At 67.2% G+C, this 18,360-nt stretch carries 25 protein-coding genes and 3 pseudogenes; 27 read left to right on the top strand and 1 reads right to left on the bottom strand.

What is annotated here, in order from left to right:
- The first annotated feature begins 11 nt into the window (after positions 1 to 11).
- Positions 12 to 2,130, top strand: a pseudogene (gene fusA, locus GKE56_RS10400) (elongation factor G).
- Between the two features lie 126 nt (positions 2,131 to 2,256).
- Positions 2,257 to 3,453, top strand: coding sequence for an elongation factor Tu (tuf, locus tag GKE56_RS10395; protein ID WP_154684483.1), 1,197 nt, complete (start codon positions 2,257 to 2,259; stop codon positions 3,451 to 3,453).
- A 139-nt stretch (positions 3,454 to 3,592) separates the two neighbouring features.
- Here tuf and GKE56_RS10390 read toward each other — a convergent pair whose 3' ends face one another.
- Entirely contained in the window at positions 3,593 to 4,879 is a 1,287-nt protein-coding gene (locus tag GKE56_RS10390) for a lactate 2-monooxygenase (protein ID WP_154684482.1), read from the bottom strand.
- Between the two features lie 435 nt (positions 4,880 to 5,314).
- Between GKE56_RS10390 and rpsJ the strand changes: the two genes are divergently transcribed.
- From rpsJ to infA, 25 genes and pseudogenes are all read left to right on the top strand, one after another.
- On the top strand, positions 5,315 to 5,623 hold the full coding sequence (gene rpsJ / locus GKE56_RS10385) for a 30S ribosomal protein S10 (RefSeq protein ID WP_009775966.1): 309 nt from the start codon (positions 5,315 to 5,317) through the stop codon (positions 5,621 to 5,623).
- A gap of 10 nt (positions 5,624 to 5,633) precedes the next feature.
- Positions 5,634 to 6,284: a 50S ribosomal protein L3 gene (gene rplC / locus GKE56_RS10380; protein ID WP_195908078.1), complete on the top strand. Its 651-nt coding sequence runs from the start codon at positions 5,634 to 5,636 to the stop codon at positions 6,282 to 6,284.
- A 5-nt stretch (positions 6,285 to 6,289) separates the two neighbouring features.
- Positions 6,290 to 6,907, top strand: a pseudogene (gene rplD, locus GKE56_RS10375) (50S ribosomal protein L4); the annotation flags it as partial.
- A 137-nt stretch (positions 6,908 to 7,044) separates the two neighbouring features.
- Positions 7,045 to 7,350 (top strand): 50S ribosomal protein L23, encoded by a 306-nt coding sequence (gene rplW / locus GKE56_RS10370; RefSeq protein WP_154684480.1) that lies wholly within the window; start codon positions 7,045 to 7,047, stop codon positions 7,348 to 7,350.
- 34 nt (positions 7,351 to 7,384) lie between these two features.
- Positions 7,385 to 8,222 (top strand): annotated as a pseudogene (gene rplB / locus GKE56_RS10365) (50S ribosomal protein L2).
- 15 nt (positions 8,223 to 8,237) lie between these two features.
- Positions 8,238 to 8,519, top strand: a complete 282-nt coding sequence (rpsS, locus tag GKE56_RS10360; RefSeq protein WP_091756369.1) for a 30S ribosomal protein S19 — start codon at positions 8,238 to 8,240, stop codon at positions 8,517 to 8,519.
- Between the two features lie 32 nt (positions 8,520 to 8,551).
- Positions 8,552 to 8,920: a 50S ribosomal protein L22 gene (rplV, locus tag GKE56_RS10355; RefSeq protein ID WP_154685733.1), complete on the top strand. Its 369-nt coding sequence runs from the start codon at positions 8,552 to 8,554 to the stop codon at positions 8,918 to 8,920.
- Entirely contained in the window at positions 8,920 to 9,744 is an 825-nt protein-coding gene (rpsC, locus tag GKE56_RS10350) for a 30S ribosomal protein S3 (protein ID WP_154684479.1), read from the top strand. The genes rplV and rpsC overlap by 1 nt, the downstream gene beginning before the upstream one ends.
- A 2-nt stretch (positions 9,745 to 9,746) precedes the next feature.
- Positions 9,747 to 10,166 (top strand): 50S ribosomal protein L16, encoded by a 420-nt coding sequence (gene rplP / locus GKE56_RS10345; protein WP_154684478.1) that lies wholly within the window; start codon positions 9,747 to 9,749, stop codon positions 10,164 to 10,166.
- Positions 10,166 to 10,414, top strand: a complete 249-nt coding sequence (gene rpmC / locus GKE56_RS10340) for a 50S ribosomal protein L29 (protein ID WP_154684477.1) — start codon at positions 10,166 to 10,168, stop codon at positions 10,412 to 10,414. Before rplP ends, rpmC begins: the two co-directional genes overlap by 1 nt.
- Positions 10,411 to 10,701 (top strand): 30S ribosomal protein S17, encoded by a 291-nt coding sequence (gene rpsQ / locus GKE56_RS10335; RefSeq protein WP_154684476.1) that lies wholly within the window; start codon positions 10,411 to 10,413, stop codon positions 10,699 to 10,701. Before rpmC ends, rpsQ begins: the two co-directional genes overlap by 4 nt.
- Before the next feature lie 84 nt (positions 10,702 to 10,785).
- Positions 10,786 to 11,154: a 50S ribosomal protein L14 gene (rplN, locus tag GKE56_RS10330; protein ID WP_154684475.1), complete on the top strand. Its 369-nt coding sequence runs from the start codon at positions 10,786 to 10,788 to the stop codon at positions 11,152 to 11,154.
- A gap of 3 nt (positions 11,155 to 11,157) precedes the next feature.
- Entirely contained in the window at positions 11,158 to 11,511 is a 354-nt protein-coding gene (rplX, locus tag GKE56_RS10325) for a 50S ribosomal protein L24 (RefSeq protein ID WP_230208897.1), read from the top strand.
- Positions 11,512 to 11,516: 5 nt separating this feature from the next.
- Positions 11,517 to 12,086 carry a 50S ribosomal protein L5 gene (gene rplE / locus GKE56_RS10320; protein ID WP_154684474.1) on the top strand — a complete coding sequence of 190 codons (570 nt, stop codon included), beginning with the start codon at positions 11,517 to 11,519 and terminating at the stop codon, positions 12,084 to 12,086.
- Position 12,087: 1 nt separating this feature from the next.
- A complete protein-coding gene (locus GKE56_RS10315; RefSeq protein ID WP_154684473.1) occupies positions 12,088 to 12,273 on the top strand; it encodes a type Z 30S ribosomal protein S14 in 186 nt (61 codons plus the stop codon).
- 83 nt (positions 12,274 to 12,356) lie between these two features.
- The gene (gene rpsH / locus GKE56_RS10310; protein ID WP_154684472.1) at positions 12,357 to 12,755 is read left to right on the top strand and encodes a 30S ribosomal protein S8; all 399 of its coding nucleotides are present in this window, start codon (positions 12,357 to 12,359) and stop codon (positions 12,753 to 12,755) included.
- Between the two features lie 11 nt (positions 12,756 to 12,766).
- Entirely contained in the window at positions 12,767 to 13,303 is a 537-nt protein-coding gene (gene rplF, locus GKE56_RS10305) for a 50S ribosomal protein L6 (protein ID WP_154684471.1), read from the top strand.
- Between the two features lie 3 nt (positions 13,304 to 13,306).
- Positions 13,307 to 13,681 carry a 50S ribosomal protein L18 gene (gene rplR, locus GKE56_RS10300; protein ID WP_304650397.1) on the top strand — a complete coding sequence of 125 codons (375 nt, stop codon included), beginning with the start codon at positions 13,307 to 13,309 and terminating at the stop codon, positions 13,679 to 13,681.
- Between the two features lie 55 nt (positions 13,682 to 13,736).
- Positions 13,737 to 14,408: a 30S ribosomal protein S5 gene (gene rpsE / locus GKE56_RS10295; RefSeq protein WP_154684470.1), complete on the top strand. Its 672-nt coding sequence runs from the start codon at positions 13,737 to 13,739 to the stop codon at positions 14,406 to 14,408.
- Positions 14,408 to 14,590 carry a 50S ribosomal protein L30 gene (gene rpmD, locus GKE56_RS10290; protein ID WP_035902503.1) on the top strand — a complete coding sequence of 61 codons (183 nt, stop codon included), beginning with the start codon at positions 14,408 to 14,410 and terminating at the stop codon, positions 14,588 to 14,590. Before rpsE ends, rpmD begins: the two co-directional genes overlap by 1 nt.
- Before the next feature lie 2 nt (positions 14,591 to 14,592).
- Positions 14,593 to 15,084, top strand: a complete 492-nt coding sequence (gene rplO, locus GKE56_RS10285; protein WP_154684469.1) for a 50S ribosomal protein L15 — start codon at positions 14,593 to 14,595, stop codon at positions 15,082 to 15,084.
- A gap of 155 nt (positions 15,085 to 15,239) precedes the next feature.
- On the top strand, positions 15,240 to 16,553 hold the full coding sequence (gene secY, locus GKE56_RS10280; RefSeq protein WP_154684468.1) for a preprotein translocase subunit SecY: 1,314 nt from the start codon (positions 15,240 to 15,242) through the stop codon (positions 16,551 to 16,553).
- Positions 16,553 to 17,128 (top strand): adenylate kinase, encoded by a 576-nt coding sequence (locus GKE56_RS10275; RefSeq protein ID WP_154684467.1) that lies wholly within the window; start codon positions 16,553 to 16,555, stop codon positions 17,126 to 17,128. The genes secY and GKE56_RS10275 overlap by 1 nt, the downstream gene beginning before the upstream one ends.
- Positions 17,128 to 17,970, top strand: coding sequence for a type I methionyl aminopeptidase (gene map / locus GKE56_RS10270; protein ID WP_154684466.1), 843 nt, complete (start codon positions 17,128 to 17,130; stop codon positions 17,968 to 17,970). Before GKE56_RS10275 ends, map begins: the two co-directional genes overlap by 1 nt.
- A 158-nt stretch (positions 17,971 to 18,128) precedes the next feature.
- The gene (gene infA / locus GKE56_RS10265; protein ID WP_006946284.1) at positions 18,129 to 18,350 is read left to right on the top strand and encodes a translation initiation factor IF-1; all 222 of its coding nucleotides are present in this window, start codon (positions 18,129 to 18,131) and stop codon (positions 18,348 to 18,350) included.
- The last annotated feature ends 10 nt before the right edge of the window (positions 18,351 to 18,360 follow it).

Below are 18,360 nucleotides of genomic sequence, written 5' to 3'. Positions count from 1 at the left end.
ATGAGATACGAGTGGCACTCGACGTCCTGACGGACCTGACCAAGGTCCGCAACATCGGCATCATGGCGCACATCGACGCCGGCAAGACGACGACGACGGAGCGCATCCTCTTCTACACCGGTGTCAACCACAAGATCGGTGAGACCCACGACGGTGCCTCGACCACCGACTGGATGGAGCAGGAGAAGGAGCGCGGCATCACGATCACGTCTGCCGCCGTGACCTCCTTCTGGGAGGGCACCCAGATCAACATCATCGACACCCCCGGCCACGTCGACTTCACCGTCGAGGTCGAGCGCTCGTTGCGCGTGCTGGACGGCGCCGTCGCGGTGTTCGACGGCAAGGAGGGCGTCGAGCCCCAGTCCGAGACCGTCTGGCGCCAGGCCGACAAGTACGACGTGCCCCGCATCGCGTTCGTCAACAAGATGGACAAGCTCGGCGCGGACTTCTACTTCACCGTGCAGACCATCAAGGACCGCCTCGGCGCCGAGCCCCTCGTGCTCCAGCTGCCGATCGGCTCCGAGAGCGAGTTCGTCGGTGTCGTCGACCTCATCTACCGTCGCGCCCTCGTGTGGCCCGGTGACGCCAAGGGTGACGTGACCATGGGCGCCAAGTACGAGATCCAGGAGATCCCGGCCGACATGGTCGAGAAGGTGGAGGAGTACCGCCACCACCTCGTCGAGCGCGTTGCCGAGTCCGACGACACCCTCATGGAGAAGTACCTCGGTGGCGAGGAGCTGACGCCCGAGGAGATCAAGGGCGCGATCCGCAAGCTCACGGTCAACTCCGAGCTCTACCCGATCCTGTGTGGCTCCGCCTTCAAGAACCGCGGTGTGCAGCCGATGCTCGACGCGGTCGTCGACTACCTGCCGTCGCCGCTCGACGTCCCCCCGATGGTCGGCCACAAGCCGAACCACGAGGAGATCGAGATGACGCGCAAGCCCGACACCAGCGAGCCGTTCTCGGCGCTGGCCTTCAAGGTCGCCACGCACCCGTTCTTCGGCACGCTGACGTTCATCCGCGTGTACTCCGGCCAGATCTCCTCCGGCTCCGCGGTCGTCAACACGACCAAGGGCCGCAAGGAGCGCATCGGCAAGCTCTTCCAGATGCACGCCAACAAGGAGAACCCCGTGGACGAGGCCCTCGCCGGCCACATCTACGCGGCGATCGGCCTGAAGGACACCACCACCGGTGACACCCTCAGCGACCCGAACGAGCAGATCGTCCTCGAGTCGATGACCTTCCCGGACCCGGTCATCCAGGTGGCCATCGAGCCCAAGACCAAGGGCGACCAGGAGAAGCTGTCGACGGCCATCCAGAAGCTCTCCGCCGAGGACCCGACCTTCCAGGTCCACCACGACGAGGAGACCGGCCAGACGATCATCGCCGGCATGGGTGAGCTGCACCTCGACATCCTGGTCGACCGCATGAAGCGCGAGTTCAAGGTCGAGGCGAACGTCGGCAAGCCGCAGGTGGCCTACCGCGAGACGATCCGTCGCACCGTCGAGAAGTACGACTACACCCACAAGAAGCAGACGGGTGGCTCCGGCCAGTTCGCGAAGGTGCAGATCAGCATCGAGCCGCTGGACACCACCGAGTCCGGTGAGCTGTACGAGTTCGAGAACAAGGTCACCGGTGGCCGCATCCCGCGCGAGTACATCCCGTCGGTCGACGCCGGCATCCAGGACGCCATGCAGTACGGCGTGCTGGCCGGTTACCCGCTGGTGGGCATCAAGGCCTCCCCTGCTCGACGGCGCCTACCACGACGTCGACTCCTCCGAGATGGCGTTCAAGATCGCCGGCTCCATGGCGCTCAAGGAGGCCGTCCGCAAGGCCGACCCCGTGCTCCTCGAGCCGATGATGGCCGTCGAGGTGCGCACGCCCGAGGACTACATGGGCGACGTCATCGGAGACATCAACTCCCGTCGTGGCCAGATCCAGGCCATGGAGGACATCAGCGGTGCCAAGGTCGTGCGCGGTCTGGTGCCCCTGTCGGAGATGTTCGGGTACGTCGGCGACCTGCGGTCCAAGACCCAGGGTCGTGCGAACTACTCCATGGAGTTTGACTCCTACGCCGAGGTCCCCAAGGCTGTCGCCGAGGAGATCATCAAAAAGACCCGTGGTGAGTGACCGGTAGCATTACCGGTCGGCACCACGACAGCACGACGACTGCACCACGCACTACTCCCATAATCCGCGCCACGTCCGCCAGGTCGTAAGGCGTATCACCAAGAAGAGTCCTGAGGAGGACATCAAGTGGCGAAGGCAAAGTTCGAGCGGACTAAGCCGCACGTCAACATCGGCACCATTGGTCACATCGACCACGGTAAGACGACGCTGACGGCTGCGATTTCCAAGGTCCTGCACGACAAGTACCCCGACCTGAACCCGCAGTTCGCGTTCGAGGACATCGACAAGGCGCCCGAGGAGAAGCAGCGCGGTATCACCATCTCCATCGCGCACATCGAGTACCAGACCGAGAGCCGTCACTACGCGCACGTCGACTGCCCCGGTCACGCGGACTACGTGAAGAACATGATCACGGGTGCGGCCCAGATGGACGGCGCGATCCTCGTGGTCGCCGCCACCGACGGCCCCATGCCGCAGACGAAGGAGCACGTCCTCCTGGCCCGCCAGGTCGGCGTCCCCTACATCGTCGTGGCGCTCAACAAGGCCGACATGGTCGACGACGAGGAGATCCTCGAGCTCGTCGAGATGGAGGTCCGCGAGCTGCTGTCCTCCTACGAGTTCCCGGGCGACGACCTGCCGGTCGTCAAGGTCTCCGCGCTGAAGGCCCTCGAGGGCGACGCCGAGTGGGGCCAGTCCGTGCTCGAGCTGATGGACGCTGTCGACAACTCGATTCCGGTTCCGGAGCGCGAGATCGACAAGCCGTTCCTCATGCCCGTCGAGGACGTCTTCACCATCACCGGTCGTGGCACGGTCGTCACCGGCCGCATCGAGCGCGGCATCCTCAAGGTCAACGAGGAGGTCGAGATCGTGGGCATCCACACCGGCCCTCCGGCCAAGACCACCGTCACCGGTGTCGAGATGTTCCGCAAGCTCCTCGACGAGGGTCGTGCGGGCGAGAACGTCGGTCTGCTGCTTCGTGGCACCAAGCGCGAGGACGTCGAGCGCGGCCAGGTCATCGTCAAGCCCGGCTCGATCACCCCGCACACGGACTTCGAGGCGAACGTCTACATCCTGTCCAAGGATGAGGGTGGCCGTCACACGCCGTTCTACGACAACTACCGCCCGCAGTTCTACTTCCGCACCACTGACGTGACCGGCGTCGTGCACCTCCCCGAGGGCACCGAGATGGTCATGCCCGGTGACAACACGGAGATGAACGTCGAGCTCATCCAGCCGATCGCCATGGAGGAGGGCCTCAAGTTCGCTATCCGCGAAGGTGGCCGCACCGTGGGCGCCGGCCGCGTCACCAAGATCCTCAAGTGATCTGACGCTTCCCGCACCAGCGAGAGGGCCCCACAGCTTCGGCTGTGGGGCCCTTCCGTATGTCGCCCCTTCCGTATGCCGCCCTTCCGTATGCCGCCCTTCCGTATGCCGCCCTGACGAGTCGCACCGGCCGGACCGGTCAGGGAGCGGTCTGCAGCAGGTCCGGACCGAGCTCGGCCACCGAGGTCACGCCCGACAGTCCCAGGGTGAGGTCCAGCTCGGCGAGCACGTTGGCGACGACCTCACGCACCCCGTCCTGTCCGGCCAGCGCGAGCCCGTAGAGGTAGGGCCGCCCCAGGGCGACGGCGTCCGCGCCGAGGGCCAGGGCCTTGGCGACGTCCGAGCCGGTGCGGACCCCGCTGTCCAGGATCAGCGTCGTGCCTGGCCCCACGGCCGCGCGGATCGCGGGGAGGGCGTCGAGGCTCGCGACGGCGCCGTCCACCTGACGTCCGCCGTGGTTGCTCACGACGATGCCGCTGGCTCCGAGCTCGACGGCCCGCACCGCATCGTCGGGGTGCAGGATCCCCTTGAGCACGATGGGCAGGTCCGTCCGCTGGCGCAGCGTGCCCAGGTGTTCCCAGGTCAGCCCGGGGTTGGAGTAGATGTCCAGGAACGCCTCCACCGCGGCCCGGGGTTCGGGCGAACGGAGGTTGGCGCGCCACGGCCCCGGGTGGTTGCGGCTGATCGACAGCAGCGAGCGCAGGGCGCCGAGGGTGACCTCGACCTTCTCCGGACTCGGGGTGGCGCGCGCCACCCGCTCACGGACGATCTCCTGGAATCGCGGGTCCGAGGTGTACTGCGCGATCCCGATCCCTTGGGAGAAGGGCAGGCTGCCGAGGTTCAGGTCCGCCGGGCGCCACCCGAGCATCGTCGTGTCGAGGGTGACCACCAACGCCCCTGCGCCGATGGCGTCCGCCCGTGCGAGCAGGCTGTCGACGAGCGCCTCGTCGGTCGACCAGTAGAGCTGGAACCACCGGGGCGCGTCGCCCATGGCTGCTGCGATGTCCTCCATCGGCGTGCAACCCTGGTTGGAGATCACGTACGGCACGCCGGCCTGCGCCGCGGCGCGGGCGATGTGCAGGTCGCTGTCGTCGTGGACCAGGCCCGCGGCTCCGATCGGCGCCAGGAGCAGGGGAGTGGCCAGCTCGTTCCCCAGGACGGTCGTGCGCAGGTCACGCTGTGCCTGGCCCGGGAGCATCCGGGGCCGGATCTGCCAGCGGTCGAAAGCCGCCCGGTTCGCGCGCATCGTCGCGCCCTCGCCGGCCCCGCCAGCGACATAGGCCCACGCCCGCAGCGACATGGCGCCCTGCGCGCGGCGCTCCAGCTCGGCACAGTCGGCGGGCACCGCGGGACTGCGCCCCAGCACGCCAGCACGGTAGATCTCGCCCTGCCGGGCTCTCCCGGGGCCGATCGGCAACGTCGTCATGAACGCATCCTGCCGTGTGCGGGCGGCCGGTGGCGGGCATCGGTCGCCCTGACCCGGCATACGCGCGCGGGCGGCGCGGCTCCCGCGACGCGCCACCAACGCCGGTATGCCGGGTGCTCCCGGCCCGATTTGGTAGGTCGCCCGAGCCTCTGGCACACTAGAGCGGTTGCTTGACGCGCGGCGATGGCCTGTCTGGAAAACATGGTCGTTGCCGCCACCCCGGTGCCACACCTCGAACCGCCCGAATCACGGGGCGGGGCGACACTCCAGGGAAGCGCAAGCCCCGGCTCTGCCGGGCCAACCGATCCGAACGACGAGCGTGGAAGCGCATGTCGTCGGGCCGCGAAGCGGGTGCGACACACCCGACCTCGGGGGTCGGATGGCAGCAGAGACGGCTACAAGCTAAGTGTTCGGCGAGAGAGAGACGTAACGGAGATGGCGGGACAGAAGATCCGCATCCGACTGAAGTCGTATGACCACGAGGTCATCGACAACTCGGCGCGCAAGATTGTCGACACGGTCACCCGTGCCGGCGCGACGGTGGTTGGCCCCGTGCCGCTGCCCACGGAGAAGAACGTATTCGTGGTCATCCGTTCGCCCCACAAGTACAAGGACAGCCGCGAGCACTTCGAGATGCGCACCCACAAGCGCCTCATCGACATCATCGACCCGACGCCCAAGGCCGTCGACTCGCTGATGCGCCTCGACCTGCCGGCTGACGTCAACATCGAGATCAAGCTCTGAGGCTGACGAAATGACTGCTACCAAGACCGTGAAGGGTGTGCTGGGCACGAAGCTCGGCATGACCCAGGTGTGGGACGCCGACAACCGGCTCGTCCCCGTCACCGTCATCGAGGCCGGGCCCTGCGTCGTCACGCAGGTTCGCCAGGCCGAGAGCGACGGCTACGCCGCCGTGCAGATCGCGTTCGGCGCCATCGACCCGCGCAAGGTGACCAAGCCGCTCACCGGCCACTTCGAGAAGGCTGGCGTGACCCCCCGCCGCCACCTCGTCGAGCTCCGCACCGCTGATGCCACCGAGTACACGCTCGGCCAGGAGATCACGGTCGAGACCTTCGAGGCCGGCCAGGACATCGACGTCACCGGCACCACCAAGGGCAAGGGTTTCGCCGGTGTCATGAAGCGTCACGGCTTCCACGGCGTGAGCTCCTCGCACGGTTCGCACAAGAACCACCGCAAGCCGGGTTCGATCGGTGGCTGCGCCACCCCGGGCCGGGTCTTCAAGGGCATGCGCATGGCCGGCCGGATGGGCGGCGTGCGCCAGACCACCCAGAACCTCACCATCCACGCCGTGGACGCCGACAAGGGCCTGCTGCTCGTCAAGGGCGCCGTTCCCGGCCCCCGTGGCGGCACCGTCCTCGTCCGCACGGCCGCGAAGGGAGCCTGAGCCAGATGGCAACCACAACCGCCGCTGACCTCCCCGTCGAGATCTTCGACGTCCAGGTCAACGTCCCGCTGATCCACCAGGTCGTCGTCGCGCAGATGGCTGCTGCCCGCCAGGGCACGCACTCCACCAAGACGCGTGGCGAGGTCCGCGGTGGAGGCCGCAAGCCTTACCGCCAGAAGGGCACCGGCCGCGCCCGTCAGGGCTCGACCCGCGCCCCGCAGTTCGCCGGTGGTGGCGTCGTCCACGGCCCGCAGCCGCGTGACTACTCGCAGCGCACCCCCAAGAAGATGAAGGCCGCCGCCCTGCGCGGTGCCCTCTCGGACCGGGCGCGCCACGACCGCATCCACGTCGTCGACTCCCTGGTGACCGGCGATGCGCCGTCCACCAAGGACGCGCTGGCGCTGCTGGCCGGCCTGACCGAGCGCCCCAACGTGCTCGTCGTGCTCGACCGCAGCGACCTCGTGTCGATGAAGTCGGTGCGCAACCTCGAGGGCGTGCACGTGCTCGCCGCCGACCAGCTGAACACCTACGACGTGCTCTGCGCCGACGACGTGGTCTTCACCCGCGCTGCGCTGGACGCGTTCGTCAGTGGCGCCCAGCCCGTGGGCAGCGTCGAGGTCCAGGTTGCCGTCGAGGCCGCCGCTACGACCGACAAGGCTGAGAAGGCTGACAAGCCCGCGAAGGCTGACAAGCCCGCCAAGGCTGAGAAGGCCGACAAGCCCGCCAAGGCTGCCAAGGCCGAGGCCGAGGAGGAGACGAAGTGAGCACTCTCGCTGCTGGCAAGGACCCGCGCGACATTCTGATCGCGCCCGTCGTCTCGGAGAAGTCGTACTCGCTGCTCAACCAGGGCAAGTACACCTTCATCGTCGACCCGCGAGCCAACAAGACCGAGATCAAGATCGCCGTCGAGCGCGTCTTCAACGTCAAGGTCGACTCCGTCCACACCCTCAACCGCATCGGCAAGACCCGCCGCACGCGGTTCGGCATCGGCAAGCGCAAGGACACCAAGCGTGCGATCGTCACCCTCCGCGAGGGCTCGATCGACATCTTCGGTGCCGGCGCCTGACGAGGACGCCGAAGAGACGTAAGGGATTACGAACATGGGTATCCGTAAATACAAGCCGACGACGCCTGGTCGCCGCGGCTCCAGCGTCGCTGACTTCGTCGAGGTCACGCGCACCACGCCGGAGAAGTCGCTGGTCCGTCCACTGACCAAGTCCGGCGGCCGCAACAGCAACGGGCGCATCACGACCCGCCACATCGGTGGTGGCCACAAGCGCGCCTACCGCGTCATCGACTTCCGTCGTCATGACAAGGACGGCGTGCCGGCCAAGGTCGCTCACATCGAGTACGACCCCAACCGCACGGCGCGCATCGCGCTGCTGCACTACGCCGACGGTGAGAAGCGCTACATCCTGGCCCCCAAGGGCCTCGAGCAGGGCGCCAACATCGAGAACGGCGCTGGGGCCGACATCAAGCCCGGCAACAAGCCTGCCGCTGCGCAACATCCCCACCGGTACGGTCATCCACGCGGTCGAGCTCAAGCCTGGCGGCGGCGCGAAGATCGCCCGCTCGGCTGGGGTGCGTGTGCAGCTCGTCGCCAAGGACGGCCCCTACGCACAGTTGCGTATGCCGTCCGGCGAGATCCGCAACGTCGACCTGCGCTGCCGCGCCACGGTCGGCGAGGTGGGCAACGCCGAGCAGTCCAACATCAACTGGGGCAAGGCCGGCCGCATGCGCTGGAAGGGCAAGCGCCCGACCGTCCGTGGTGTCGCCATGAACCCGGTCGACCACCCGCACGGTGGTGGTGAGGGCAAGACCTCCGGTGGTCGCCACCCGGTCAGCCCGTGGGGTCAGGCCGAGGGCCGCACCCGCCGCCCCGGCAAGCCGAGCGACAAGCTGATCGTTCGCCGCCGTCGTACTGGCAAGAAGCGCTGATAGGAGCCTGGATACATGCCTCGCAGTCTGAAGAAGGGCCCCTTCATCGACGATCACCTTCAGAAGAAGGTGGACGCCCAGAACGAAGCGGGTTCCAAGAACGTCATCAAGACCTGGTCGCGTCGTTCGGTCATCAGCCCGGACATGCTCGGTCACACCCTTGCCGTGCACGACGGCCGCAAGCACGTCCCGGTGTTCGTCACCGAGTCGATGGTCGGCCACAAGCTCGGTGAGTTCGCGCCGACCCGCACGTTCAAGGGTCACGTGAAGGACGACAAGAAGGGGCGTCGTCGCTGATGGCCGCCCCCACTGAGAACAAGGACAACGTGATGGAAGCCAAGGCGAGTGCGCGGCACGTCCGCGTCACGCCCCAGAAGGCGCGACGCATGGTCGACCTCATCCGCGGCAAGAAGGCCGTCGATGCCGTGTCGGTGCTGCAGTTCGCCCCGCAGTCCGCGTCGGAGCCGATCCAGAAGGTGCTCGAGAGCGCCATCGCGAACGCTCGGGTCAAGGCCGACCGGGCTTCGGAGCCGTTCGACGAGCGCACGCTGTTCATCAGCGCTGCCTTCGTCGACGAGGGCCCGACGATGAAGCGGTTCCGCCCGCGCGCCCAGGGCCGTGCGGCCCGCATCAACAAGCGCACCAGCCACATCACCGTGGTCGTCACGCCGAAGACCACCAAGGGAGGCACCCGCTAATGGGCCAGAAGGTCAACCCGCACGGCTTCCGCCTCGGCATCACCACCGAGCACAAGAGCCGCTGGTTCGCTGACTCCACCAAGGAGGGTCAGCGGTACCGCGACTACGTCAAGGAAGACGTCGCCATCCGCAAGCTCATGTCCGAGGGCATGGAGCGGGCCGGCATCTCCCGCGTCGAGATCGAGCGCACCCGTGACCGCGTGCGTGTGGACATCCACACCGCGCGCCCGGGCATCGTCATCGGTCGCCGTGGCGCCGAGGCCGACCGCATCCGCGGTGAGCTCGAGAAGCTCACGGGCAAGCAGGTCCAGCTGAACATCCTCGAGGTCAAGAACCCCGAGGTCGACAGCCAGCTCGTCGCGCAGGGCATCGCCGAGCAGCTCTCTGCTCGCGTCTCGTTCCGTCGCGCGATGCGCAAGGGCATGCAGTCCGCCACCCGCGCCGGCGCCAAGGGCATCCGTGTCCAGGTCTCGGGCCGTCTCGGCGGCGCTGAGATGTCCCGCACCGAGTTCTACCGTGAGGGTCGCGTCCCGCTGCACACCCTGCGTGCGCAGATTGACTACGGCTTCTACGAGGCCCGCACCACGTTCGGTCGCATCGGCGTCAAGGTGTGGATCTACAAGGGCGACGTCACGGCCCGCGAGCTGGCCCAGCAGCAGGCTGCCGCGCCGCGCCCGAGCCGTGGTCCCCGTCGCGAGGGCGCCGACCGCCCCGCCCGTGCCCGTCGCGAGCGTCCGGAGACCGCGCCCGAGTCCACCGCTGTCGAGTCGGCGGCTCCGGCCGCTGCCGCCAGCGCCCCGTCCAGCTCAGAGGGAGAGTCCTGAGCATGTTGATTCCCCGTCGAGTCAAGCACCGCAAGCAGCACCACCCGGGTCGTTCCGGCGCTGCCAAGGGCGGCACCAAGATCGCGTTCGGCGACTTCGGCATCCAGGCTCTCGAGCCCGCCTACGTCACCAACCGCCAGATCGAGTCCGCGCGTATCGCGATGACCCGGTACATGAAGCGTGGCGGAAAGGTGTGGATCAACATCTACCCCGACCGTCCGCTGACCAAGAAGCCCGCCGAGACCCGCATGGGTTCCGGTAAGGGTTCCCCCGAGTGGTGGATCGCCAACGTCAAGCCGGGCCGGGTGATGTTCGAGATCTCGGGCGTCACCGAAGAGGTTGCCCGCGAGGCCATGCGTCTGGCAATGCACAAGCTCCCCATGAAGTGCCGCTTCGTTCGGCGTGAGGGTGGTGACATCTGATGGCAGTCGGTTCGAAGGACCTGACGTCGGAGAACCTGCGTGGTCTCGACGAGGAGCGCCTGGTCGATGAGCTCCGCAAGGCCAAGGAGGAGCTGTTCAACCTCCGGTTCCAGTCGGCCACCGGTCAGCTGGACAACCACGGTCGTCTGCGCGCGGTCCGCAAGGACATCGCTCGCATCTACACCGAGCTGCGCGAGCGCGAGCTGGGCATCGGTGGGACCACCACGAGCACGGAGAAGTCGGCATGAGCAAGCACGTGAAGGAAGAGGCCGTGACGGCTGCTGAGCGCAACGACCGCAAGACCCGTCAGGGTTACGTGGTCAGCGACAAGATGGACAAGACCGTTGTGGTCGAGGTCGAGGACCGCGTCAAGCACGCGCTCTACGGCAAGGTCATGCGTCGCTCCAGCAAGGTCAAGGCCCACGACGAGCAGAACGCCGCCGGCATCGGCGACCGCGTCCTGATCATGGAGACCCGGCCGCTGTCCGCCAGCAAGCGCTGGCGCGTGGTCGAGATCCTCGAGAAGGCCAAGTAAGCCTCTGCCTTTCAAGGCAATCCAGTCAGTTCGGCCAGGCTCGCCCACGGGGTGAGAACCAGCACGACGAGTAGGAGTTAGACAGTGATCCAGCAGGAGTCGCGACTGCGCGTCGCCGACAACACCGGTGCCAAGGAAATCCTTTGCATCCGTGTTCTCGGTGGCTCGGGTCGTCGTTACGCCGGCATCGGTGACGTGATCGTCGCCGCAGTCAAGGACGCCATCCCCGGCGGCAACGTCAAGAAGGGCGATGTCGTCAAGGCGGTCATCGTGCGCACGACCAAGGAGCGTCGTCGCCCCGACGGCAGCTACATCAAGTTCGACGAGAACGCCGCGGTCATCCTCAAGGGTGACGGTGACCCTCGTGGCACCCGTATCTTCGGCCCGGTTGGTCGTGAGCTGCGTGAGAAGAAGTTCATGAAGATCATTTCGCTCGCGCCGGAGGTGCTCTGAGTCATGGCTGCGAAGAAGATGAAGATCAAGAAGGGCGACCTCGTCCAGGTCCTCACGGGCAAGGACAAGGCCAAGCAGGGCAAGGTCATCGCGGTCTACACCGAGACCGAGCGCGTGCTCGTCGAGGGCGTCAACCGGGTGACCCGGCACACCAAGGCCGGCCAGACCGCTCGCGGTAGCCGCACCGGTGGCCTGGTCGTCCAGGAGGCCGCGATCCACGTGAGCAACGTGGCGATCGTCGACCCGTCCGACAAGAAGCCGACCCGCGTCAAGACCCGCGTCGAGACCGTCGAGCGCAATGGCCGCGAGAAGACCACCCGCACCCGCGTGGCGGTCCGCTCGGGCAAGGACCTGTGAGAGAGATGACCGAAACCGCAACCGTTACGTCGACGCCCCGTCTCAAGACGCGCTACGCCGACGAGATCAAGGGTCAGCTGCTGGAGCAGTTCGGCTACGAGAACGTCATGCAGGTGCCTGGCGTCGTCAAGGTCGTCGTGAACATGGGTGTCGGTGACGCCGCCAAGGACGCCAAGCTCATCGAGGGCGCGATCCGCGACCTGTCGGCCATCACCGGTCAGAAGCCGCTGGTCACCAAGGCCCGCAAGTCGATCGCCCAGTTCAAGCTGCGCGAGGGTATGCCGATTGGTGCGCACACCACGCTGCGCGGCGACCGGATGTGGGAGTTCCTGGACCGTCTGGTGTCCGTGGCGCTGCCGCGTATCCGTGACTTCCGTGGTCTGTCGCCCAAGCAGTTCGATGGCAAGGGCAACTACACCTTCGGTCTCACCGAGCAGTCGATGTTCCACGAGATCGACCAGGACCGGATCGACCGCGTGCGTGGCATGGACATCACTGTGGTGACCACTGCCACCAACGACGACGAGGGCCGCGCACTGCTGAAGGCGCTCGGCTTCCCCTTCAAGGAGAACTGACATGGCGAAGACCGCCCTGGTCAACAAGGCCAACAAGAAGCCGAAGTTCAAGGTGCGCGGCTACACCCGCTGCCAGCGCTGCGGACGTCCCCACTCGGTGTACCGCAAGTTCGGCCTGTGCCGTATCTGCGTGCGCGAGATGGCTCACCGCGGCGAGCTGCCCGGTGTCACCAAGAGCTCCTGGTAAGACCACAACCCACCATTTGATCTTCTACATCGCAGGTCGCTGCATCGGCAGTGAAACCACGGTGAGAGAGGGCGGAGAAGCCCATGACCATGACTGACCCGATTGCGGACATGCTGACCCGCGTCCGGAACGCCAACTCGGCGCACCACGACGCAGTCTCCATGCCGTTTTCCAAGCTGAAGTCCCACATCGCCGAGATCCTGCAGGCCGAGGGGTACATCGCCGGTTGGACCGTTGAGGACGCCGAGGTCGGCAAGACGCTGACCGTGGAGCTCAAGTACGGCCCCAACCGCGAGCGCTCCATCGCTGGCGTGCGCCGTGTCTCCAAGCCCGGTCTGCGTGTCTACGCCAAGTCGACGAACCTTCCCAAGGTGCTCGGCGGGCTCGGTGTGGCCATCCTTTCCACCTCGTCTGGTCTCCTCACGGACCGCCAGGCCAAAGCCAAGGGCGTGGGCGGGGAAGTCCTCGCCTACGTCTGGTAAGGGGATTCGACATGTCGCGTATCGGACGACTTCCCGTTGCCATCCCCAGCGGTGTCGACATCACCATCGACGGCCAGGCCGTCACGGTGAAGGGACCCAAGGGCGAGCTCAGCCACGTGGTGGCCGAGCCCATCACCGTCGCCCAGGGTGACGGCGCCCTCGAGGTCAAGCGCCCCAATGACGAGCGGCAGTCCCGTGCCCTGCACGGCCTGACCCGCTCGCTCATCAACAACATGGTCCTCGGGGTCACCGAGGGCTACGAGAAGAAGATGGAGATCCACGGCACGGGTTACCGCGTGGCCAACAAGGACGGGAACCTCGAGTTCGCGCTCGGCTACAGCCACTCGATCACCGTGCAGGCCCCCGAGGGCATCTCCTTCGCTGTCGAGAACCCCACCCGCTTCGCGGTCCAGGGCATCGACAAGCAGCTGGTCGGCGAGGTCGCCGCGAACATCCGCAAGCTGCGCAAGCCCGACCCGTACAAGGGCAAGGGCGTTCGCTATGCGGGCGAGCAGATCCGTCGCAAGGTCGGAAAGGCTGGTAAGTAAGCCATGGCAATGATCATCAAGCGCGCCAAGGGGAAGTCCGCAGCTCGCGGACGTCGCCACCTGCGCCTGCGCAAGAAGGTCGCCGGCACCACCGCGCGTCCACGCCTGGTCGTGTCGCGCTCGAGCCGCCACGTGTTCGTGCAGATCGTGGATGACACGATCGGCAAGACCGTCGCGTCGGCGTCCACCATGGAGGCTGACCTGCGTTCCTTCGAGGGCGACAAGACCGCGAAGGCCCGCAAGGTGGGCGAGCTGCTCGCCGAGCGTGCCAAGAGTGCTGGTGTCGAGGCGGTCGTGTTCGACCGCGGCGGCAACAAGTACCACGGCCGCATCGCCGCCATCGCCGAGGGCGCCCGCGAGGGTGGGCTGGCTCTGTGAGTGGCTACGACTTCCGCATGACCGTGACTGCACCATTCGAGATGAGGAACATCTGATGCCCGGACCCCAGCGTCGAGGCACTGGACCCGTCGGCGGCGGCGACGCCCGTTCCGGCGGCGACCGCAACGACCGCCGAGGCGGTCGCGACAACCGCCGTGAGGGCGGCCGCGACCAGGCCGAGAAGAGCGCCTACGTCGAGCGCGTCGTGACCATCAACCGCGTGGCCAAGGTCGTCAAGGGTGGCCGCCGCTTCAGCTTCACCGCGCTCGTCGTGGTGGGCGACGGCGACGGCACCGTGGGCGTCGGCTACGGCAAGGCCAAGGAAGTGCCTGCGGCGATCGCCAAGGGTGTCGAGGAGGCCAAGAAGGAGTTCTTCAAGGTCCCGCGCATCCAGGGCACCATCCCGCACCCCGTCCAGGGTGAGGCTGCGGCCGGTGTCGTCATGCTCCGTCCCGCCGCCCCTGGTACCGGTGTCATCGCCGGTGGTCCGGTGCGTGCGGTGCTCGAGTGCGCCGGCATCCACGACGTGCTGTCGAAGTCGCTCGGCTCCGACAACGCGATCAACATCGTCCACGCAACGGTCGCGGCCCTCAAGGGCCTCGAGCGTCCCGAGGCCGTTGCCGCCCGTCGTGGTCTGCCGGTCGACCGAGTCGCCCCGGCCGCCATGCTGCGCGCCCAGGCTGCCGGTCGTGAGGCTGCCCGCGAGGCCGCCAAGGCTGGTGCATGATGGCTCGTCTCAAGGTGACCCAGACCCGTTCCGAGATCGGCGGCAAGCAGAACCAGCGTGACACGCTGCGCAGCCTCGGTCTGAAGCGCATTGGCGACGTCGTCGTCAAGGAGGACCGTCCCGAGATCCGCGGGATGGTCAAGACGGTGACCCACCTGGTGGCCGTCGAGGAGGTTGACTGACCATGGCTGACAAGAAGGCCACCAAGGCCGCTGCGGCGTCCGCTGGCGAGGGCACTGCCCTCAAGCTGCACCACCTGCGTCCCGCCCCGGGCGCCAAGACCGCGAAGACCCGAGTGGGTCGCGGTGAGGGCTCCAAGGGCAAGACCGCTGGCCGTGGCACCAAGGGCACCAAGGCCCGCTACCAGGTTGCGGAGCGCTTCGAAGGTGGCGCCATGCCGCTGCACATGCGCCTCCCCAAGCTGCGTGGCTTCAAGAACCCGTTCAAGGTGGAGTACCAGGTCGTCAACCTGGACAAGCTGTCCTCGCTCTTCCCCGAGGGTGGCGACGTGACCGTCGCCGACCTCGTCGCCAAGGGCGCGGTCCGCGACAATGCTCCGGTGAAGGTCCTCGGCACCGGCGAGATCACCGTCAAGGTCACTGTGACCGCTGACAAGTTCTCCGCCTCCGCCAAGGAGAAGATCGAGGCCGCTGGCGGCTCGGTCACCTCGGCCTGACCCACCCCAGCTGCAGGTATGCCGCGGGCTCACCTCACGGTGAGCCCGCGGCATACCCGTTTGGTGTCCCGGGGCGCGCCCCGGGGTAACCTTCGTAGGATTGCCTGACCGTCGTCACCGCCTGGGCCCGCTGCCCAGCGTCACCAGGAGGACCTGTGCTCACCGCCTTCACCCGTGCGTTCAAGACGCCGGACCTGCGCAGGAAGCTGCTGTTCACCCTCGGCATCGTGCTCGTGTTCCGGCTGGGCAGCCACGTGCCGGTGCCGGGCGTCAGCTATAGCGCGGTGCAGAACTGCCTCAAGAACGCCGACAACACCACCGGCGTGCTGGGGCTGGCCAACCTGTTCAGCGGTGGCGCCCTCCTGCAGCTGTCGATCTTCGCGCTGGGGATCATGCCGTACATCACGGCGAGCATCATCATCCAGCTGCTCACCGTCGTCATCCCGCGGTTCGAGGCCCTCAAGAAGGAGGGCCAGCAGGGCCAGACGAAGATGACGCAGTACACGCGCTACCTCACCATCGGCCTGGCGATCCTGCAGTCCTCGACGCTGATCACCTTCGCCCAGAACCCCCAGGCGCTCTTCGGCGCCCGGTGCACGACGATCCTGCCCGACGGCTCGATCACCACCCTGGTCATCATGGTCCTCACCATGACGGCTGGCACTGGCGTGGTCATGTGGCTCGGCGAGCTCGTCACCGACAAGGGCATCGGCAACGGCATGTCCCTGCTGATCTTCACCTCGATCGCCAGCTCCTTCCCGAGCTCGCTGTGGGCGATCGAGCAGCAGCAGGGCCGCTGGGACGTCTTCATCGGCGTGATCCTGCTCGGGTTCCTGATCATCGCGCTGGTTGTGTTCGTCGAGCAGAGCCAGCGCCGCATCCCGGTGCAGTACGCCAAGCGTCAGGTCGGCCGCCAGATGTACGGCGGCACCTCGACCTACATCCCCCTCAAGGTCAACATGGCGGGCGTGATCCCCGTGATCTTCGCCTCGTCCCTGCTCGCGCTGCCCTCGCTCGTGGCACAGTTCAACCGGTCGGCCACGGGCAACCAGGCGGCCTGGGTGACCTGGGTCCAGGAGAACCTGGTGCGCGGCGACCACCCGATCTACATGATGCTCTACGTCGGGCTGATCCTGTTCTTCACGTTCTTCTACGTGTCGATCACGTTCAACCCCACCGAGGTCGCCGACAACATGAAGCGGTACGGCGGCTTCATCCCAGGTATTCGCGCCGGGCGACCCACGGCCGAGTACCTCGACTACGTGCTCACCCGCATCACCGTCCCAGGGGCCATCTACCTCGGCCTCATCTCGCTGATCCCGCTCATCGCACTGGTGCTCGTCGGGGCCAACCAGAACTTCCCGTTCGGTGGCACCTCCATCCTCATCATCGTCGGTGTGGGCCTGGAGACCGTGAAGCAGATCGAGTCCCAGCTGCAGCAGCGCCATTACGAAGGGTTCCTCCGCTGATGCGTCTGATCATTCTGGGGCCGCCCGGTGCCGGCAAGGGCACGCAGGCCGCCACGATCGCCGAGTCCTTCGGCATCCCCGCCATCTCCACCGGCGACATCTTCCGCGCCAACATCAAGAACGAGACCGAGCTGGGCAAGCAGGTCAAGGACATCCTCGCCTCGGGTGGCTACGTCACCGACGACATCACCAACGCGATCGTCCGCGACCGGTTGTTCGAGGAGGACGCCGAGCGGGGCTTCCTGCTCGACGGCTACCCGCGCACGGCGGCCCAGGTCGACGCCCTCGACGCGATCCTCGCCGAGCACGGCCACAAGCTCGAGATGGTGCTCGAGCTCACCGTCGACGAGGACGCCGTGGTCGAGCGCCTGCTCAAGCGGGCCGAGACCGAGGGGCGCGACGACGACACCGAGGACGTGATCCGCGAGCGCCAGGCGATCTACCGTCGCGAGACCGCTCCGCTGACCGAGCTCTACGCTGCCCGTGGCCTGCTCCGGCAGGTTGACGGCATGGGGTCGGTCGACGAGGTCTTCAGCCGGATCTCCGAGGCGCTCGAAGGGGTTGCTCGATCCTGATGTTCGGTCGGTCGCGTATCGAGACCAAGACTCCCGACCAGGTCCTGCACATGCGCAGGGCCGGTCTGGTGGTCGGGCAGACCCTGCAGCTGATGGCCCAGACGGTCCGTCCCGGCATGAGCACCAAGCAGCTCGACGAGCTCGCCGAGGAGCACATCCGCGGGTGCGGGGCCGTGCCGTCGTTCCTCGGCTACCACGGCTTCACGGGCAGCCTCTGCACGTCGGTCAACGAGGAGGTCGTCCATGGCATCCCGGGCTCGCGCGTGCTGGCCGAGGGTGACCTCATCTCGATCGACTGCGGTGCCATCGTCGACGGCTGGCACGGTGACGCGGCCATCTCGGTCGTCGTCGGCGGTCGTTCGGCGGCCCGCCCCGAGGATCTCGAGCTGATCGAGGCCACCGAGGACTCCATGTGGGCGGGCATCGCCGCGCTCGCCGCCGGGGACTCCCTGTATGCCGTGGGTGCGGCGGTCGAGGACAGCGTGGTCGCCGCGGGGGAGCGCGACGGTCGCGAGTACGGCATCGTCGAGGACTACGTCGGCCACGGCATCGGCACCGAGATGCACCAGGACCCGCAGGTCCCGAACTACCGGGTCCGGGACAGGGGTCCGACGGTCCGCACCGGGGTGACCGTGGCCATCGAGCCGATGGTCACCCTCGGCAGGCCGGACACCCGGGTGCTCCAGGATGACTGGACCGTGGTGACCACTGACGGGTCCCGGGCCGCGCACTGGGAGAACACCGTGGCGGTCACTGAAGGCGGCCTGTGGGTCCTCACCGCGCTCGACGGCGGCCAGGAGCGGCTGGAAGCCGCCGGCGCGGCATACGCCCCCCTCGCCTGACCTCCGGCACCGCTCGGCGGGGCAGGTGCCTGCCCCTGGGGCGATTTCGTGCTCAGCGGCGGGTGACGTAGACTTGTGCGTCGGTGCGCGTACCCGCGCGCCGGCATTCGTGTGTCCGTCCCAGCCTGGGGCGGGACGAGCAGCAGATTGTGGAGGCTATGGCCAAAAAGGACGGTGTCATCGAGATCGAGGGCACGATCGTCGAGGCTCTCCCGAACGCCATGTTCAGGGTTGAGCTCACCAACGGTCACAAGGTTCTCGCTCACATCTCGGGCAAGATGCGTCAGCACTACATCCGGATCCTCCCCGAGGACCGCGTGGTGGTGGAGCTCAGCCCGTACGACCTGACCCGTGGCCGGATCGTCTTCCGCTACCGCTGAGCAGCACCAC

It is taken from the genome of Nostocoides sp. HKS02, assembly GCF_009707485.1.
Classification (GTDB): Bacteria; Actinomycetota; Actinomycetes; order Actinomycetales; family Dermatophilaceae; genus Pedococcus.
The sequence above is the reverse complement of the archived record's forward strand: the minus strand, read 5'-3'. Positions and strand labels throughout refer to the sequence as shown.